At 73.0% G+C, this 15,417-nt stretch carries 11 protein-coding genes; 9 read left to right on the top strand and 2 right to left on the bottom strand.

The features are described 5' to 3' along the window. The first annotated feature begins 47 nt into the window (after positions 1 to 47). The 3 genes from AB0M28_RS25855 to AB0M28_RS25865 all read left to right on the top strand — a co-directional run bounded on the left by AB0M28_RS25855 (position 48) and on the right by AB0M28_RS25865 (position 4,416). Positions 48 to 1,634 (top strand): MFS transporter, encoded by a 1,587-nt coding sequence (locus tag AB0M28_RS25855; RefSeq protein ID WP_365409537.1) that lies wholly within the window; start codon positions 48 to 50, stop codon positions 1,632 to 1,634. 164 nt (positions 1,635 to 1,798) lie between these two features. After that, positions 1,799 to 3,163, top strand: a complete 1,365-nt coding sequence (locus AB0M28_RS25860; RefSeq protein ID WP_365409540.1) for a lysine 2,3-aminomutase — start codon at positions 1,799 to 1,801, stop codon at positions 3,161 to 3,163. Beyond that, a complete protein-coding gene (locus AB0M28_RS25865) occupies positions 3,160 to 4,416 on the top strand; it encodes a pyridoxal phosphate-dependent aminotransferase (RefSeq protein ID WP_365409543.1) in 1,257 nt (418 codons plus the stop codon). The genes AB0M28_RS25860 and AB0M28_RS25865 overlap by 4 nt, the downstream gene beginning before the upstream one ends. A gap of 90 nt (positions 4,417 to 4,506) precedes the next feature. Here the strand turns inward: AB0M28_RS25865 and AB0M28_RS25870 are convergent, their stop codons facing one another. Further along, a complete protein-coding gene (locus AB0M28_RS25870; RefSeq protein ID WP_365409546.1) occupies positions 4,507 to 4,803 on the bottom strand; it encodes a phosphopantetheine-binding protein in 297 nt (98 codons plus the stop codon). Between the two features lie 116 nt (positions 4,804 to 4,919). On the opposite strand from AB0M28_RS25870, the gene AB0M28_RS25875 reads away from it, so the two are divergent. Both AB0M28_RS25875 and AB0M28_RS25880 read left to right on the top strand, forming a co-directional pair. Next, on the top strand, positions 4,920 to 6,464 hold the full coding sequence (locus AB0M28_RS25875) for an AMP-binding protein (protein WP_365409549.1): 1,545 nt from the start codon (positions 4,920 to 4,922) through the stop codon (positions 6,462 to 6,464). 8 nt (positions 6,465 to 6,472) lie between these two features. Then, the gene (locus tag AB0M28_RS25880; protein ID WP_365409552.1) at positions 6,473 to 8,098 is read left to right on the top strand and encodes a PQQ-binding-like beta-propeller repeat protein; all 1,626 of its coding nucleotides are present in this window, start codon (positions 6,473 to 6,475) and stop codon (positions 8,096 to 8,098) included. Here AB0M28_RS25880 and AB0M28_RS25885 read toward each other — a convergent pair. Beyond that, positions 8,071 to 9,030 carry an ACP S-malonyltransferase gene (locus AB0M28_RS25885; protein ID WP_365409555.1) on the bottom strand — a complete coding sequence of 320 codons (960 nt, stop codon included), beginning with the start codon at positions 9,028 to 9,030 and terminating at the stop codon, positions 8,071 to 8,073. The two genes, AB0M28_RS25880 and AB0M28_RS25885, sit on opposite strands and share 28 nt — an antisense overlap. A 345-nt stretch (positions 9,031 to 9,375) precedes the next feature. Here AB0M28_RS25885 and AB0M28_RS25890 point away from each other — a divergent pair, with 345 nt between their 5' ends. From AB0M28_RS25890 to AB0M28_RS25905, 4 genes are all read left to right on the top strand, one after another. Then, entirely contained in the window at positions 9,376 to 11,193 is a 1,818-nt protein-coding gene (locus tag AB0M28_RS25890; RefSeq protein ID WP_365409558.1) for a fatty acyl-AMP ligase, read from the top strand. Beyond that, complete coding sequence (locus AB0M28_RS25895; RefSeq protein WP_365409561.1) at positions 11,187 to 12,926, top strand: acyl-CoA dehydrogenase; 1,740 nt, start codon at positions 11,187 to 11,189, stop codon at positions 12,924 to 12,926. The genes AB0M28_RS25890 and AB0M28_RS25895 overlap by 7 nt, the downstream gene beginning before the upstream one ends. Positions 12,927 to 12,966: 40 nt before the next feature. Beyond that, a complete protein-coding gene (locus AB0M28_RS25900; RefSeq protein WP_365409564.1) occupies positions 12,967 to 13,257 on the top strand; it encodes an acyl carrier protein in 291 nt (96 codons plus the stop codon). Continuing rightward, positions 13,257 to 15,417, top strand: a 2,161-nt coding sequence (locus AB0M28_RS25905) for a type I polyketide synthase (protein ID WP_365409567.1), incomplete at its 3' end; no start/stop codon positions are given. The genes AB0M28_RS25900 and AB0M28_RS25905, both read left to right, overlap by 1 nt.

Here is a 15,417-nt window from a genome sequence, read left to right on the forward strand (position 1 = left end):
CGCGTACGCGCGGCGGCAGTCCCCCACATGACACAAGGAGACGTCCCATGACCACCGCACCACAGGCCCGGGACGGCGCGCCGGAGCCGACAGCGGGCCGGAAGGAGTGGCTCGCCCTCGGCGTCCTGCTCCTGCCCGTCCTGCTCGTCTCGATGGACCTGACCATCCTCTACTTCGCTCTCCCCACCATCAGCGCGGACCTGCGCCCCACCGGCGACCAGCAGCTGTGGCTCGCGGACATCTACGGCTTCGTGCTGGCCGGCCTCCTCATCACCGCGGGCGTACTCGGCGACCGCATCGGCCGGCGCCGGCTGCTGCTCATCGGCGCGGTCGTCTTCGGCCTCGGCTCGCTGGCCGCCGCCTACGCCGGCAACCCGGAGACCGTCATCGTCGCGCGGGCCCTGCAGGGGCTGGGCGGCGCCACCCTCATGCCCTCGACGCTCGCGCTGATCCGCAACCTCTTCCACGACCAGACCCAGCGGCGCACCGCCGTCGCGGTCTGGTCCACCGGCATGGCCGCCGGTGCGGCGCTGGGTCCCGTGGTGAGCGGGGTGCTGCTGCACTGGTTCTGGTGGGGGTCGGTGTTCCTCATCAACGTGCCCGTGATGGTGCTGCTGCTGGTCCTCGCGCCGGTGCTGCTGCCGGAGTTCAGGACGCCGGCGGCGGGACGCTTCGACCTGTTCAGCGCGGTGATCTCGCTGGCCGCGGTGCTGCCGGTGATCTACGGCTTCAAGAAGATCGCCGTCGACGGGATCGCCCTCGCGCCCGTGGTCTCGGTCGCCGTGGGCCTGGCGTTCGTGCCGCTGTTCGTACGGCGGCAGCTCACCAACGCCCATCCGATGATCGACGTCGGGCTGTTCCGGGGAGGGGTCTTCGGCTCCGCGGTGACGGCCAACGTGCTGGCCTCGTTCATGCTGGTCGGCTACTCCCTGTTCAGCACCCAGTATCTGCAGTCCGTGCTCGGCAAGAGCGCGCTCGAGTCCGCCCTGTGGACCCTGCCCGGCACCGTCGCCGTGGGCGCCGCGGTGCCGCTGGCGACCGTGCTCGTACGGACCGTGAGGCCCGCCTACATCATCGCCGGCGGGTTCACCATCGCCGCGCTCGCGCTGCTGCTGCTGACCCGGGTGCCGGTGCACGACGGGCTGGCCGTGATGCTGATCGGCATCATCGCGATCGCCTTCGGCGTCACCCCCGTGCTCACGCTCGTCACCGAGCTCGTCGTCGGCCAGGCGCCGCCCGACCGGGCCGGTTCCGCCTCGGCGCTGCTGCAGACCGGCCAGGAGTTCGGCGGCGCCCTCGGCATCGCCGCGCTCGGTGCGCTGGGCGCCGCCGTGTACCGCAACAGCGCGGAACTCGACGCGCCCGCCGGGGTGCCGGCCGAGGCGCTGGATCCGGCGCGCGAGACCATCGGCGGCGCGCTCGCGGCCTCCGAGAACCTCCCCGAGCCGGCCGCCCGGGCCCTCGTCGAGGCCGCCCGGGAGGCGTTCACCGCGGAGGTCCACGGCGTCTCCTGGGTGGGCGCGGCGGTCATGGTCCTGGCCGCGCTGTTCTCGCTGCGCGCGCTGCGCTCGGTCGGCAGCGACCGCGAGCGGGCGGCGAAGGCCGAGGCCAGACAGGAGACAGAGGCGGTGTGAGGCGACGGGCTACCCCCCACCCCCGAGCCCCGAGTTAGGGGTCCGGTCCGGGGTCCGGCCCCACAGGCGGCTCCCTAGCCTGGGGAACGCCGGACCCCGCACCCGGCCCAGCGCGGCGACGCGCGAAGAGCGCAGGTACTCACGGACCCTGGAAGAAGGTACATATGTCGTCCCTGCTGCTGACCGACGCGGTCGGCGCAATGCGCTTTCGTGCTTACGGGCCCCGGCAGCTCGACGAGATCGCGGCCCGGTACGGGCTGCCGGCGGAGGTGACCGAGGCGGTACGGCTGGCGTCGCACGTACTGCCCTTCCGGGTCAACGAGTACGTGCTCTCCGAGCTGATCGACTGGACGGACATCCCCGGCGACCCGATGTTCCAGCTCGTCTTCCCGCAGCGCGGCATGCTCGTCGAGAGCGACGAGCGCGCCCTGGCCGCCCTCTCGGCGGACCCCGGCACCAAGGCCGGGCTGCGCACCCAGGTGGCCCGGATACGCGGGCGGCTCAACCCGCACCCCTCGGGCCAGAAGGAGCTCAACGTCCCCGTGCAGGACGGCCGCGAGCTGCCCGGGATGCAGCACAAGTACCACGAGACGGTGCTGTACTTCCCCAGCCAGGGCCAGACCTGCCACGCCTACTGCACCTACTGCTTCCGCTGGGCGCAGTTCGTCGGCGACGCCGATCTGCGCTTCGCCGCGCCCGGCCCGGACGAGCTGCTGCAGTATCTGGCCCGCCACCCCGGCGTCAGCGACGTGCTGGTCACCGGCGGCGACCCGATGATCATGGCGACGCAACGGCTGCGCAGCCATCTGGAGCCGCTGCTGTCGGTGGAGTCGGTACGCACCATCAGGATCGGCACCAAGTCGGTGGCCTACTGGCCGCAGCGCTACACCAGCGACTCCGACGCGGACGACCTGCTGCGGCTGTTCGAGGAGATCGTCGCCTCCGGCCGCAATCTGGCGGTCATGGCCCACTTCAGCCACCCGCGCGAGCTGGAGCCCGAGCCGGCCCGGCGGGCGCTGGCCCGGATCCGCTCCACCGGCGCCGTGGTGTACTGCCAGGCCCCGCTGATCGCCCGGGTGAACGACGACGCCGCGGTGCTGGCCCGGCTGTGGCGCGCCGAACTCGCCGCCGGGGCCGTGCCGTACTACATGTTCGTCGAGCGCGACACCGGCCCGTACGACTACTTCAAGGTGCCGCTCGCCCGCGCCGTGGAGCTCTTCCACGCCGCCTACCGGGTGCTGCCCGGCCTCGCCCGGACGGTACGCGGCCCCGTGATGTCGGCGACCCCCGGCAAGGTCGTGGTCGACGGCGTGGAGGAGGACGACCGGGGCCGGTTCTTCCGGCTGCGCATGCTGCAGGCCCGCGACCCCGCACTGGTCGGCCGCCCGTTCCGGGCCCTGTACGACCCGGCCGCCGCCTGGCTCGACGATCTGCACCTGGACCCGGCGACCCCCGCCGCCATCGCCGAGGCGATCGCCGGGCCGGCCTGGACGGCCGAGGCCGTCCCCACGATGAGGAGCCAGTCATGATCGACATGCGGATGTCGCCGAACCTGGCGCTCAACCAGCTCGTGGCGGAGCGGCAGAAGGCCGGCGAGCCCCTGCTCCACCTGGGCTTCGGCGAGTCCCGGCTGCCTCCCTTCGAGCCGCTGATGGCCAGGCTCACCGCCGGCGCGGTACGCAACGGCTACGGTCCGGTGGCCGGCAGCCCGTCCGTACTGGCGGCCGGCGCGGGCTACTTCGAGCGGCGCGGACTGCCCACCGCACCGGAGCAGATAGTGGTGGCGCCGGGCAGCAAACCGCTGCTGATGGCGATCAACCTGGTGGTGCCCGGCGACGTGCTGCTGCCCCGGCCGGCCTGGAACACCTATGTGCCGCAGGCGAACCTCGCCGGGAAGAAGGCCATCGCGGTGCCCATCCCGGCGGAGTGCGGCGGCGTGCCGGACCCGGACCTGCTGCTGGAGCACATCTCCGCGGCGCGGATGCTCGGCCACGACCCCCGGATGATCGTGCTGACCCTCCCGGACAACCCGACCGGCACCACGGTCACCCCGCGGACCGTCGTGCGGCTGTGCGAGATCGCCGAGGAGCACGGTCTGCTGATCGTCTCCGACGAGATCTACCGGGACGTCCTGCACGACCCGGACACGCCCTTCCTCAGCCCGGCGGAGGTCGCCCCCGACCGGACCGTGATCACCACCGGGCTGAGCAAGAGCCTGTCGCTGGGCGGCTGGCGGATCGGCATGGCCCGCTTCCCCGAGGGGCCGTGGGGCGAGATGCTCCGCGAGGGCGTCGCCTCCGCGGCCAGCGAGGTGTGGTCCACGCTGGCCCAGCCGATGCAGGAGGTCGCCGAGTACGGCTTCGCCGAGCCGCAGGACGTACGCGACCGGATGCGCGCCAGCGCCCGGCTGCACGGCATCGTGGCCCGCGAGGTGTACCGGTTCTGCGTGGCGGCCGGGGCCGAGGTCCGGCCGCCCACCGGCGCGTTCTACGTCTACCCCGACTTCGAGCCGCTGCGCGAGAAGCTCACCGGGCACGGCGTGACGGACTCGCCGACGCTGGCCCGCTCCATCCTCGACCGGTTCGGCGTGGTCGTGCTGGCCGGCCACCATCTGGGCGACGACTGGAAGGCGCTGCGCTTCAAGATGGCCACCAGCATGCTCTACGGCGACACTACGGAGGAGCAGCAGCAGGCCCTCGACGCGGCGGATCCGCTCGCGCTTCCGCACGTCCGCAAGAACCTCGACCGGATCGAGGAGAGCATGATGCGGCTGGCCGAATAACGTCCGCTGCCCGGCACGGAGGGCTGCAGCCTCCGGCCGGGCAATCAGGGCGGGTGGGCGGGGGAATCGGGGACGGATGGACGGGGGAAATCAGGTGTCCGGTTCCGTCTTTTCCTTGAGCGTGTGCCAGACCAGATGCGGGCTGGCGAAATTCTCCAGGGTGAGTGCGTCGTCCAGGAAGCGCACCGAGTACGCGTTTTCCAGGGTGGCCATCAATTCGACCGAGCCGACCGAGTCCAGACCGAGTCCGGGCAGGTCGGCGTCGTCGGCCAGCGGACTGTCTGCCGCGAGGAACGGCAGGTAGGGGCGGAGGATGGACTCGAACTCCGAGTCCCATCCGGCGGTTGTCTGTGCCGCCTGTCCGGCAGCGGAATTCTTCTCTGACATATCAGAGATGATGCGGTCGGGCGAGGCCCGTGTCAATGCACTCCGGAATCTGGTGAGTTGCCGGTGGAATCATCACCGATACGCGTGAGGAAAAGGCGGACAGTGGGAGGAATGGCATGTACGAGCTGACGGATAACGCGCTCCACGCCCGGTTCCTGCGGGGACTCGGAAAGTCCCCGGACGGTGTGGCGATACGGGTGGGGCGGGACACCCTCGACTACACCGGGGCTCACCGCGCCGCCCTGGAATGGGCCGGCGCGCTGCTGGCCGCACCGGGCGGCCCGCCGAAGGCGGTCAGCATCCTCGCCGGCCGCACCGTGACGTCGTACGTCGGCATCCTCGCCGCCCTGTACGCCGGGACCACCGCGGTGCCGCTGCTGGCCGACTTCCCCGCCGCCAAGCTGGCGGCGATGCTGCGGTCCGCCGAGGTCTCCGCGCTGATCGTCGACGAGGAGGGCGCCGCCCGGCTCGGCGAACTCACCGCCGAGGCGCCCGAACTGGCCGCCCTGACCGTGCTCGCCCCGCACGAGGGCACCGGCGACGCGCCCGCGCTGACCGCGCCCCGGCCCGCCGGCCCGGAGGACGTCGCCTATGTGCTGTTCACCTCCGGCTCCACCGGCCGGCCCAAGGGCGTACGGCTCACCCACGGCAACCTCACCCACTACTTCGGGCTGATGGACCGGTGGTACGACTTCACCGCGGCCGACGTCTTCTCCCAGGCCGCCAACCTCAACTGGGACTCGGCGGTCTCCGACCTGTGGTGCGCCTGGGCCGTCGGCGCCCCGCTGGTGTGCGTCACCGCCCGCGCGTACGCCAACCTGCCGGCCTGGGTCGCGGACAACGGCGTCACCGTGTGGTTCTCCGCGCCCAGCGTGATCGGCCTGGCCCGGCGCACCGGCCGGCTCGTTCCCGGCAGCATGCCGGGGCTGCGCTGGACGTACTTCGGCGGGGAGGCGCTGCGCTACGACGACACCGACGCCTGGCAGCAGGCCGCCCCCGGCTCCGCGGTGATCAACGTGTACGGCCCCACCGAGATGAGCATCACCACCCACCGGCACCGCTGGGACCCCGAGGTCTCCACGGCCCTCGGCGTCAACGGGGTGGTGCCGCTCGGCCACCTCCACGACGGCCACGCCGAGCTGCTGCTCGACGCCGCCGGCGAGCCCTGCGCCACCGAGGGCGAGCTGTGGCTGTCCGGCCCCCAGCTGGGCGCCGGCTACCTCGACCCGCAGGACGGCAGCGGCAAGTACCTCGAGCGCGACGGGGCGCTGTGGTACCGCACCGGGGACCGGGTACGCCGGCTGCCCGACGGCCAGCTGCTCTACCTGGGCCGCACCGACTCCCAGGTCCAGGTGCACGGCTACCGGGTGGAGCTCGCCGAGGTCGAGCACGCGCTGCGCACCGCGGGCGACGTCGAGGACGCGGTCGTCGTCGGCGTCCCGTCGGGGCACAGCACCGAGCTGGTGGCGTTCTACCTCGGCGCCGAGCGCTCAGCCCGCGAGCTGCGCGAGGGACTGGCCCGGGAGCTGCCGCCGCAGATGATCCCGCGCCACTACCACCGGCTCGAGAAGTTCCCACTGAACACCAACAAGAAGACCGACCGGCTCCGGCTGACCGCACAGGCGGCCGGCCTGTACGGCGGTCGACCCTCAGGAAGGTGAACCGAACGATGCACATATTCAGCAGGCCCGGACGGGGGACGATGCGCAGACTCGCGCTCGCGGCCGCCCTGGTCCTCGGCGCGACCCTGCTGTCCGCTCCATCGAGTCCGGCAGCCACGCACCACGAGTCCACCACCCCCAAGGCCGCCGTCGACTGGCCCGTCTTCGGGCACGACCTGGCCAACACCCGTACCAATGCGGCCGAAACGAAGATCACGCCGAAGACGGCGGGCCGGCTCAGGGCCAAGTGGACCTACCGCACCCACGGCGACGTCTCCGCCACCCCGGCCGTGGTCGGCGGCGCGGTGTACTTCCCCGACTGGGGCGGCTATCTGCACAAGGTCGACGCGGTCACCGGAGCACCGATCTGGAGCCGGAAGATCTCCGACTACAACGGCGCCGCGGGTTCCGTCTCGCGCACCAGCCCCGCCGTCGTCGGCGGCAAGGTCTACATCGGCGACTACGACCACGCCTTCCTGATGGCGGTGGACGCGGTCACCGGCGACCCCGTGTGGAGCACCAAGCTGGACTCCCAGTTCCTGGCCGTCCTCACCCAGTCCCCGGTGGTCCACAAGGGCGTGGTCTACCAGGGCGTCTCCTCCCGCGAGTCGGAGATGATGGGCGCCGACCCGACGTACGAGTGCTGCGTCTTCCGCGGCAGCATGAACGCGGTCGACGCGAACACGGGCCGGGTGCTGTGGCGCTCCTACACCGTGCCGGACAACGGGGGACTGCCCGGCGGGTACAGCGGTGCCGCCGTCTGGGGGCCGCCCGCGATCGACGCGGCGACGAACACCCTGTACTTCACCACCGGCAACAACTACCAGCTGCCGCAGGACGTCAAGGACTGCCAGAGCGCCGGCGGCACCCCGGGCGAGTGCATGGCGGCGGACAACTACGTCGACTCGGTGCTCGCCCTCGACATCGCGACCGGACAGGTGAAGTGGCACACCGGCGCCATGCGCTTCGACGCCTGGAACTCCGGCTGCGTGCCCGGCCTGCCGCCCGACAACTGCCCCACCAACCACGGCGGCGACTACGACTTCGGCGACGGCGCGCACCTGTTCACCGTCGCCCGGCCGGACGGCTCGCTGCGCAAGGTGATCGGGGCGGGCCAGAAGAGCGGTGAGTACTGGCTGCTCGACGCCGTGACGGGCGAGGTCGTGTGGAGCGCCGCGATGGGCCCGGGGGGCCACGTCGGCGGCATCCAGTGGGGCACGGCGTACGACGGGAAGCGGGTCTACCTGGCGGAGGCCAACTTCAACCGGCTGTCCTACCAGCTGGCCGACGGCACGACGACCACCCGCAGCTCCTTCGCCGCCCTCGACCCGCGGACGGGGCGCGCGCTGTGGCAGGTCGAGGACCAGACGGACGGCTTCGCGTGGAGCCCGCTGACGACCGCGGGCGGGGTGCTGTACACCAGCTCCACCAGCGGCCGGATGTACGCGATGGACGCCGCCACCGGCCGCTATCTGTGGCACTTCGACGCGCCCTACTCGTCCAACGCCGGTCCGGCGGTGGTCAACGGGACCGTCTACTGGGGCAACGGATATCTGCGGTTCGCCAACGGCGGCGGCACCACCGGCAGTACGACGGAGGGCACGTTCTACGCGTTCACCATCGACGGGCGGTGACGGCGGTCCGGCCGCATCACCGACGCAGGAGTGACCGGCACCACCCGGAAGGCCCGGGTGGTGCCGGACACCCGGGTGAAGAGCCGGTCCTCGCCGGCGACGTAGACCGTGCCGATGCCGGCCGCCGCCATCGAGGCGCGCACCGCCGGCCAGTCCACGGTCCGTACGAAACCGTCCAGCAGCATCTGCCGGACCTCCGCGCCCGTGGTCAGCAGCCGGCCGTCCTGGTCGGCGACCACGGGCAGCGCGGGGTCGTTCCAGGTCAGGCGGTCGAAGATGTCGGCGTCGACGCGGTCGCGCAGCGCCGCGAAGAGTTGGCTGTGCATCGGCGGCTTCATCGTGTACAGCGGCATCCCGCCGAGCGAGCGGATCCGGCGCTGCAGCCACTCCAGCACGCCCTCGCGCACCGTCAGCATCACGAAGTCGTCGTCGACCACGCAGGACAGGTCGTTGACCTCGCCCTCGCCGTCCATGTCGGCGCGCAGCTCCGCCAGCTTCTCCGGGGAGAGCCGGGCCATCGACTGCGTCACCAGCTCCGGGTGCTCGGCCGCGAAGTACTCGTCCATCACGCCGGCCAGCATGTCCGTCATCCGCACCGCGTCGGGGAAGCTCAGCACGCCGGCGTACACGGACGCGGCCCGGCCGCCGAAGCTCGGGCCGGCCACCAGCTCCGGCCGTACGTCGAACAGGTCGCCGGCCCAGTGGGCCAGCGCCAGGCAGTTGACCACGAAGGACAGCTGGCCGGCGGGGGAGTAGTCGCCCTCGGACTGCTGGTAGCGGTCCGTCAGCCGGTAGCCCAGCACGTCGTCCGCGACCGCCAGCAGCTCGCGCGCCTGCTTGTTGATCAGCATGAACCTCGCCACCTGGGCGAACGGCGTCGGCCCCATACCGGGGAAGACGATCGCCGTGGCGTTCCTGTCAGGAGTCTCCATGCCGGGCATCATCACCGCGCCGCGACCCCCCTTCGGCACCCCTGACCGCCCCCAGGGTCGGCGTCCGGCGCGGCGTTCCCGGCCGCCCCTTCCGGCCGTTCCCCGTCCTCCCCACGGCGTACCGGGAGCGGGCGCGGGCCGGGCCCTGCCACCGCCCCCGCCTGCGAGAGCGTCCCCCGTGCGGACCCGGCTGCCGCCGGGCGGCGGGGGACCGCGGGCGGACGGCGCGGGGCGGTCGGGGACCTGCCGCGACGCCCAAGGAAGGCTTTAGCCCGGCCGCACAGCATTCCGACAACCGAGTGGTCCGTCTGCCGGGGGATCCGTGCTGAGGATGGGGTGTCAGGGATGTCGCAGTCACGCTTTTCGACCTTCACCGACCTGCTCAAGGCCCGTGCCGCGGAGATGCCCGGTGAGGACGTGCACGTGTTCCTGCGGGAGACGCGCTCCGGGGTGGTGGCCGAGCACCTGACCTACGGCGCACTGGACCACGAGGCCCGGCGGATCGCCTCCGCCTTACAGGAGTACGGGGTGGCCGGGCTGCCGGTCGTCCTGCTGTACTCCTCGACCGTCGAGTTCCTCAAGGCGTTCGCGGCCTGCCTGTACGCCGGCGCGGTGCCGGTCCCCGCGCCCCTGCCCGGCGAGGCCGGCCACGGCAAGGCCCTCAACCGCACCACCGGCGTGCTGAAGGACACCGGTGCGCGGGTCGTGCTCACCGAGCAGTCCTCGGCGCCGGAGGTGGCGCTGTGGCTGGCCCGCAACAGCCGCAACGACGCGGTCTGCGTGGTCACCGACAACTCCGACACCGGCGACGCGGACACCTACAAGCCGGTCACCGCCCGCCCGCACGACCTGGTCTTCCTGCAGTACACCTCCGGATCGGTGTCCGAGCCGCGCGGCGTGATGGTCTCCCACAAGAACCTCATGGCCAACCAGCAGGCCCTGCAGGACATGCTGCAGACGACCGCCGAGGACGTCTTCGGCAGCTGGCTGCCCCACTTCCACGACATGGGCCTGGTCGCGCATCTGCTGCACCCCGTCTGGCTGGGCAGCCACTCGGTGCAGATCTCCCCGATGGGGTTCGTCAAGCGCCCCCTGCGCTGGCTCCAGTCCATCGACGAGTACGGCGTCACGATCGGCGGCGGCCCCAACTTCTGCTACGACCTGTGCGTCCAGCGGATCGGCGAGGTGCAGGTGCGCGAGCTGGACCTGTCGCGCTGGCGGCTGGCCCTCAACGGCGCCGAGCCCATCCGCCCCGAGACGCTGAAAGCTTTCGCCGAGCACTTCGCCCCGGCCGGCTTCCGCGCCCGGGCCCTCTACCCCTCCTACGGACTCGCCGAGGCCACGCTCGCCGTCTCCGGCGGTGTGCCGGAGGACGCGCACGTCGAGAAGCCCTTCGACCAGACGGACCTCGAGCGCGACAAGGCCAGCGACTCGCAGCCCGGCCAGGCCACCCGCGCGCTCATCGGCTGCGGCCGGCCCGTCGGCGTGGATCTGCGGATCGTCGACCCCATCACGTACCGCGAGATGCCCGACGGCGGCGTCGGCGAGATCTGGCTGCGCGGCGAGGGCGTGGCCCGCGGCTACTGGCGGCGGCCCACCGAGACGGTGAAGGTCTTCCGGGCCGTGCTGAACGAGGAGGAGAGCAACTTCCTGCGCACCGGCGACCTCGGCACCGTCGTGGACGGCGAGCTGTACATCACCGGGCGGCTGAAGGAAGTCATCATCATCAACGGCCGCAACATCTACCCGCAGGACGTCGAGTGCGCGGTGCGGTCCGTCAGCCCCGCGCTCACCTTCGGCGCGGGCGCCGTGTTCTCCGTCGAGGCGGCGCGGCGGCAGCTGGTCCTCGTCCAGGAGATGCGCATCGCGGGCAGCACCCACGAGGGACTGCGGGCCGTCGCGCAGAAGATCCAGGAGCTGGTCGGCAAGGACTTCAACATCCCCGCCGGCAACGTCCTGCTGGTCCGCCCGGGCACCGTGCGGCGCACCACCAGCGGCAAGGTGCAGCGGACCCTGATGCGCGACCTGTTCCTGCAGGGCGTCCTGCGCGGCGAGTACGAGGTGCTCACCCCCGACGTCCGCGATCTGGCGCGGGCCGGAGACACCCTGCTCGGCGAGGACCTGCTCCGGCCCGAAGTCGTGGCCGAGAGCCGGTCGTGGTGACCGACCTGCTCGGGACCACCGCGGCAGAGCAGCGCGAGAGCGCGATCAGCACCCGGGTCGCCGAGCTTGAGGAACGCCTCGGCGACCCGACGGACCCCGCCAACCCGCTGGGCCACGCCACCCTGCTCCTCGCCGACCGCGCGGCCGTGCCGTTCGCGGCCGGCGAGGCGGCGCTCGACGACGTGGGGCTGGCCGCCGAGTACGTACCCGAGGCGCTCGGCGGGCGGCTGACGGGCATCGACCGCCTGGTACGGGTCATGCGTCCGGTCTTCCGCCGCGACGTGGGCCTGGCGATGGGCTACGGCGGCACCACGTTCATGGCCGCCTCCGACGTCTGGATGACCGGCACACCCGAGCAGCAGCGGTGGGTGGCCGGCCTGCTGCTGTCCGGCCGCAAGGCCGCCATCGCCCAGCACGAGACCGCGCACAGCAACGACTACGTCCGCAGCCAGGTCGCCGCGCGGCGCACCCCGGACGGCTATGTGCTCAGCGGCGGCAAGCAGATGATCAACAACCTGGGCCGGGCCGGCGCCGTGGTCCTCTTCTCGCGCACCGACCCCGAGGGGGGCAGCCGCAGCCATTCCGTGCTGCTGCTCGACCCCGCCGAACTGCCGCCCGGACAGGCCGTCGTCGTGCCGCGGCGCACCGAGGTGGGGCTGCGCGGCTGCCAGTTCGCGAGCGTCGAGTTCCACGACTGCCCGGTGCCCGGCTCCGCCCTGCTCGGGCCGGAGGGCACCGGCATCGAGACCGCGCTGCGCTCCTTCCAGATCAGCCGGACCGTCGTCTCCGCCATGGCCGTCGCCGCCGTCGACACCACCCTGCGCACCGCGGCCCACGCCGCCGACGTGCGCTCCGGGCACTGGCAGCAGTCCCGCCCCGAACGCAACCGCGCCGAGGCGGCGCTCGCCGGGGCCTTCGTCAACCTGCTGCTGTACGACAGCCTGGCCGTGGTCGCCACCCGCGCCCTGCACGTGCTGCCGGCGGAGACCAGCGTGTACTCGGCGGCGCTGAAGTACCTGCTGCCCCGGGTGCTCACCGAGACCATGTACGACCTGTCCACCGTGCTGGGCTCCGGCCTGTACACCCAGGACGGCACCCTCGGGATCTTCCAGAAGCACATCCGCGACGTGCCCGTGCTCAGCCTCGGCCACGCCGGCAGCGTCGCCTGCCAGGCCACCGTCGTACCGCAGCTGGCGTGGCTGGCCAAGCACTCCTGGTTCGCCGACCCCGAGGCCCCCGAGGCGCTGTTCCAGGTGCGCGGCGACGTACCGCCCCTGGACTACGGCCCGCTCGCGCTGGCCTGCGGCCGGGACTCATTGACCGCCTCGCTGTGCGCGACGGCCGAGCGCATCCACGGACTGAGCCCGGCCGAGCGGGCGCTGCGCGGTTACGCCGAGCAGCTGGTGCGGGAACTCGCCGATCTGCGCGACCGGGTGCTGGCCCTCGAGTCCGCCGGGCACCAGGCCGGGCTCTTCCCGCTGATGGACCGGTACGCGCTGCTGCTCGCCGCCGCCGCGGTGCTCGGCGTCTGGCACACCGCGCGCCAGGGCGGCGACCCCTTCCTCGCCGAACCGGCCTGGGCCGCCGCGGCGCTGCACGCCGTCGCGCGGCGGCTCGGCTCCCGGGTCGCGGACCTGCCGGCGGAGTGCCTGACACGCGTCCGCCAGGAGGTCCAGCTCCGCTTCGCCGCCCAGTCCAGCTACGACCTCTACAACACACCCGTCCCCGGCTGACCGGCGTACGCCGCAGACCGACGAAGGAGCAACGATCACCATGAGCACCCTGGAGACCCAAGCGCACAACGACGGCTCCGTCACCGCCCACGACTGGCTCCTCGACCGGCTCTCCCTCTATCTGCGCCGGGCACCCGACTCCATCGAACCGACGGTCCCGCTGGCCGAGTACGGCATGGACTCCGTCGCCGCGCTCAGCCTCTGCGGCGACATCGAGGACGAGTTCGGCCTCGACGTCGAGCCCACCCTGCTGTGGGACCACCCCACCGTCGACAGCCTGACCGGCTATCTGGCGGAGGCGGTCGCCGCCGTCGGGGAGGACAGGGCCTGATGGGCGAGATCGCCCTCGTCGGGATCGACTGCGCCTTCCCCGGCGCGACGGGTGCGGACGCCTACTGGGACCTGCTGATGCGCGGGGGAGAGGTCACCGGCGGCGTGCCCCGGCAGCGCTGGAACCCGCGCGACTTCCCGGAGGCGCCCGCCGGCGGCGGCTTCCTGGCCGACGCCGACGTGTTCGACGCCGACTTCTTCGCCGTACCGCCGTCCGACGCCGCGGCGATGGACCCGCACCACCGGCTGCTGCTGCACTGCGCCTGGCGGGCCCTGGAGGACTCCGGGCGCGCCCCCGGCGAGCTGGCGGGCGGCGACACCGGGGTGTTCGTCGGCGTCATGGGCGGGGAGTGGGGGCGGCTCACCATGGGGCGCCACGAACGCGTCACCCCGCAGCTCGGCGTCGGCAGCAGCGCCGGGATGGCCGCCAACCGGATCTCGTACCACTTCAACTTCACCGGCCCGAGCCTGTCCGTCGACACCGCCTGCTCGTCCTCGCTGGTCGCCGTGCACCTGGCGGCCGGGGCGCTGCTGGCCGGCGAGTGCGACACGGCGCTGGCCGGCGGCGTCAACGTACAGCTGTCGCCGTTCCTCGGCATGGTCTACGCCCAGATGGGCCTGGCCGCCGTCGACGGCCGGTGCAAACCGTTCAGCGCCGCCGCCGACGGTATCGGCCGTGGCGACGGGGTGGGCCTGGTGGTGCTGCGCCGGCTCGCCGACGCCGTCGCCGACGGGCAGCGGGTGTACGCCGTGCTGCGGGGCAGCGCCGTCAACCAGGACGGCCGCTCCAACGGCATCACGGCGCCCAACCGCTGGTCCCAGCAACGGGTGATGGAGCAGGCGTGCGGCCGCGCGGGGGTCCGCCCCGCCGACATCCGGTTCGTCGAGGCGCACGGCACCGGGACCGCCCTGGGCGACGCCATCGAGTGCGCCGCGCTGGGCACCCTGCACGCGGCCGACCGGTTCGAGCCGTGCGCGCTGGGGTCGGTCAAGGGCAACCTCGGGCACACCGAGGGCGCCGCCGGTATCGCGTCGCTGATCAAGACGGCGCTGGCGCTGCACCACCGCATCGTCCCCGCCAGCCGGTTCGCCGGTCAGGAGAACCCGCAGCTGCGGCTCGCCTCCCGCGGCCTGAAGCTCCTCAAGGCCCCGCTGCGGCTGGCCGCCGGCGAGACGCTGGCCGGGGTGAGCAGCTTCGGCATGGGCGGCACCAACGCGCACGCCGTGCTGGCGACCGCGCCCCGCGCGCCGGGCCGCAAACGGCTCCGGGCCCGGGGCAGCCGGTCGGCGGGCTTCGGCGTGTTCAGCCTCAGCGCCGACAGCCCCGACGCGCTGCGCCGCAACCTCGCCGCCCAGGCGGAGGCGGTGGCCGCGCGGCCGCGCGCCGAGGCCGCCGGGCTGTGCTGGAGCAGCAACGTGGTCAAGACCGGCCTGCCCTACCGGTTCGCCGTCGCGGCCCGGGACTGCGCGGAGCTGGCCCGTACCCTGCGCGCCGCCGCCGAGGGCGACGGCCCGCCACCGGCCCGCCCGTCGGCCAAGCCGGTCGTCGCGTTCCTCTTCACCGGCCAGGGCGTGGAGTTCCCCGGGATGACCGCCGGGCTGTACCGCGACTCGTACACCTACCGGCAGCATCTCGACGAGGCCGACAAGGCGCTCGCCCCGCATCTGGGGCTGTCCGTGCGCGAGCTGCTGCTCGGCGGCGACGAGCAGGTGCGCGAGCCGCGCTACGCGCAGCCCGCCGCGTTCGCCGTCGGCTGGGCGCTCGGCGCCACCCTCGGCGCGCTCGGCGTCGCACCGGGCGCCGTACTCGGGCACAGCGTCGGCGAGTTCGCCGCCGCCGTGCACGCCGGCGCGCTCGAACTCGGCGAGGCGGCACGGCTGGTGGTGCGGCGCGGCGAGCTGATGGCCCGGCTGCCCGGGGACGGCGGCATGCTGGCCGTGGGCCTGGGCGCCGAGGAGGCCCGCGAGCTCGCGGAGCAGGCGCCGCAGGTCCACGTGGCCGCGGTGAACGGGCCCGAGGACACCGTCCTGTCCGGGCCGCGCACCGCCCTTGAGGCCCTCGCCGAGCAGGCCGGCTCCCGCGGCGTACGCGTGCGGATGCTGGACGCGCGCCGGGCCTTCCACTCGCCGCACGTCGCCGCGGCCGCCGAGGCCCTGGCGG

The organism is Streptomyces sp. NPDC051940 (assembly GCF_040680895.1).
GTDB lineage: Bacteria > Actinomycetota > Actinomycetes > Streptomycetales > Streptomycetaceae > Streptomyces.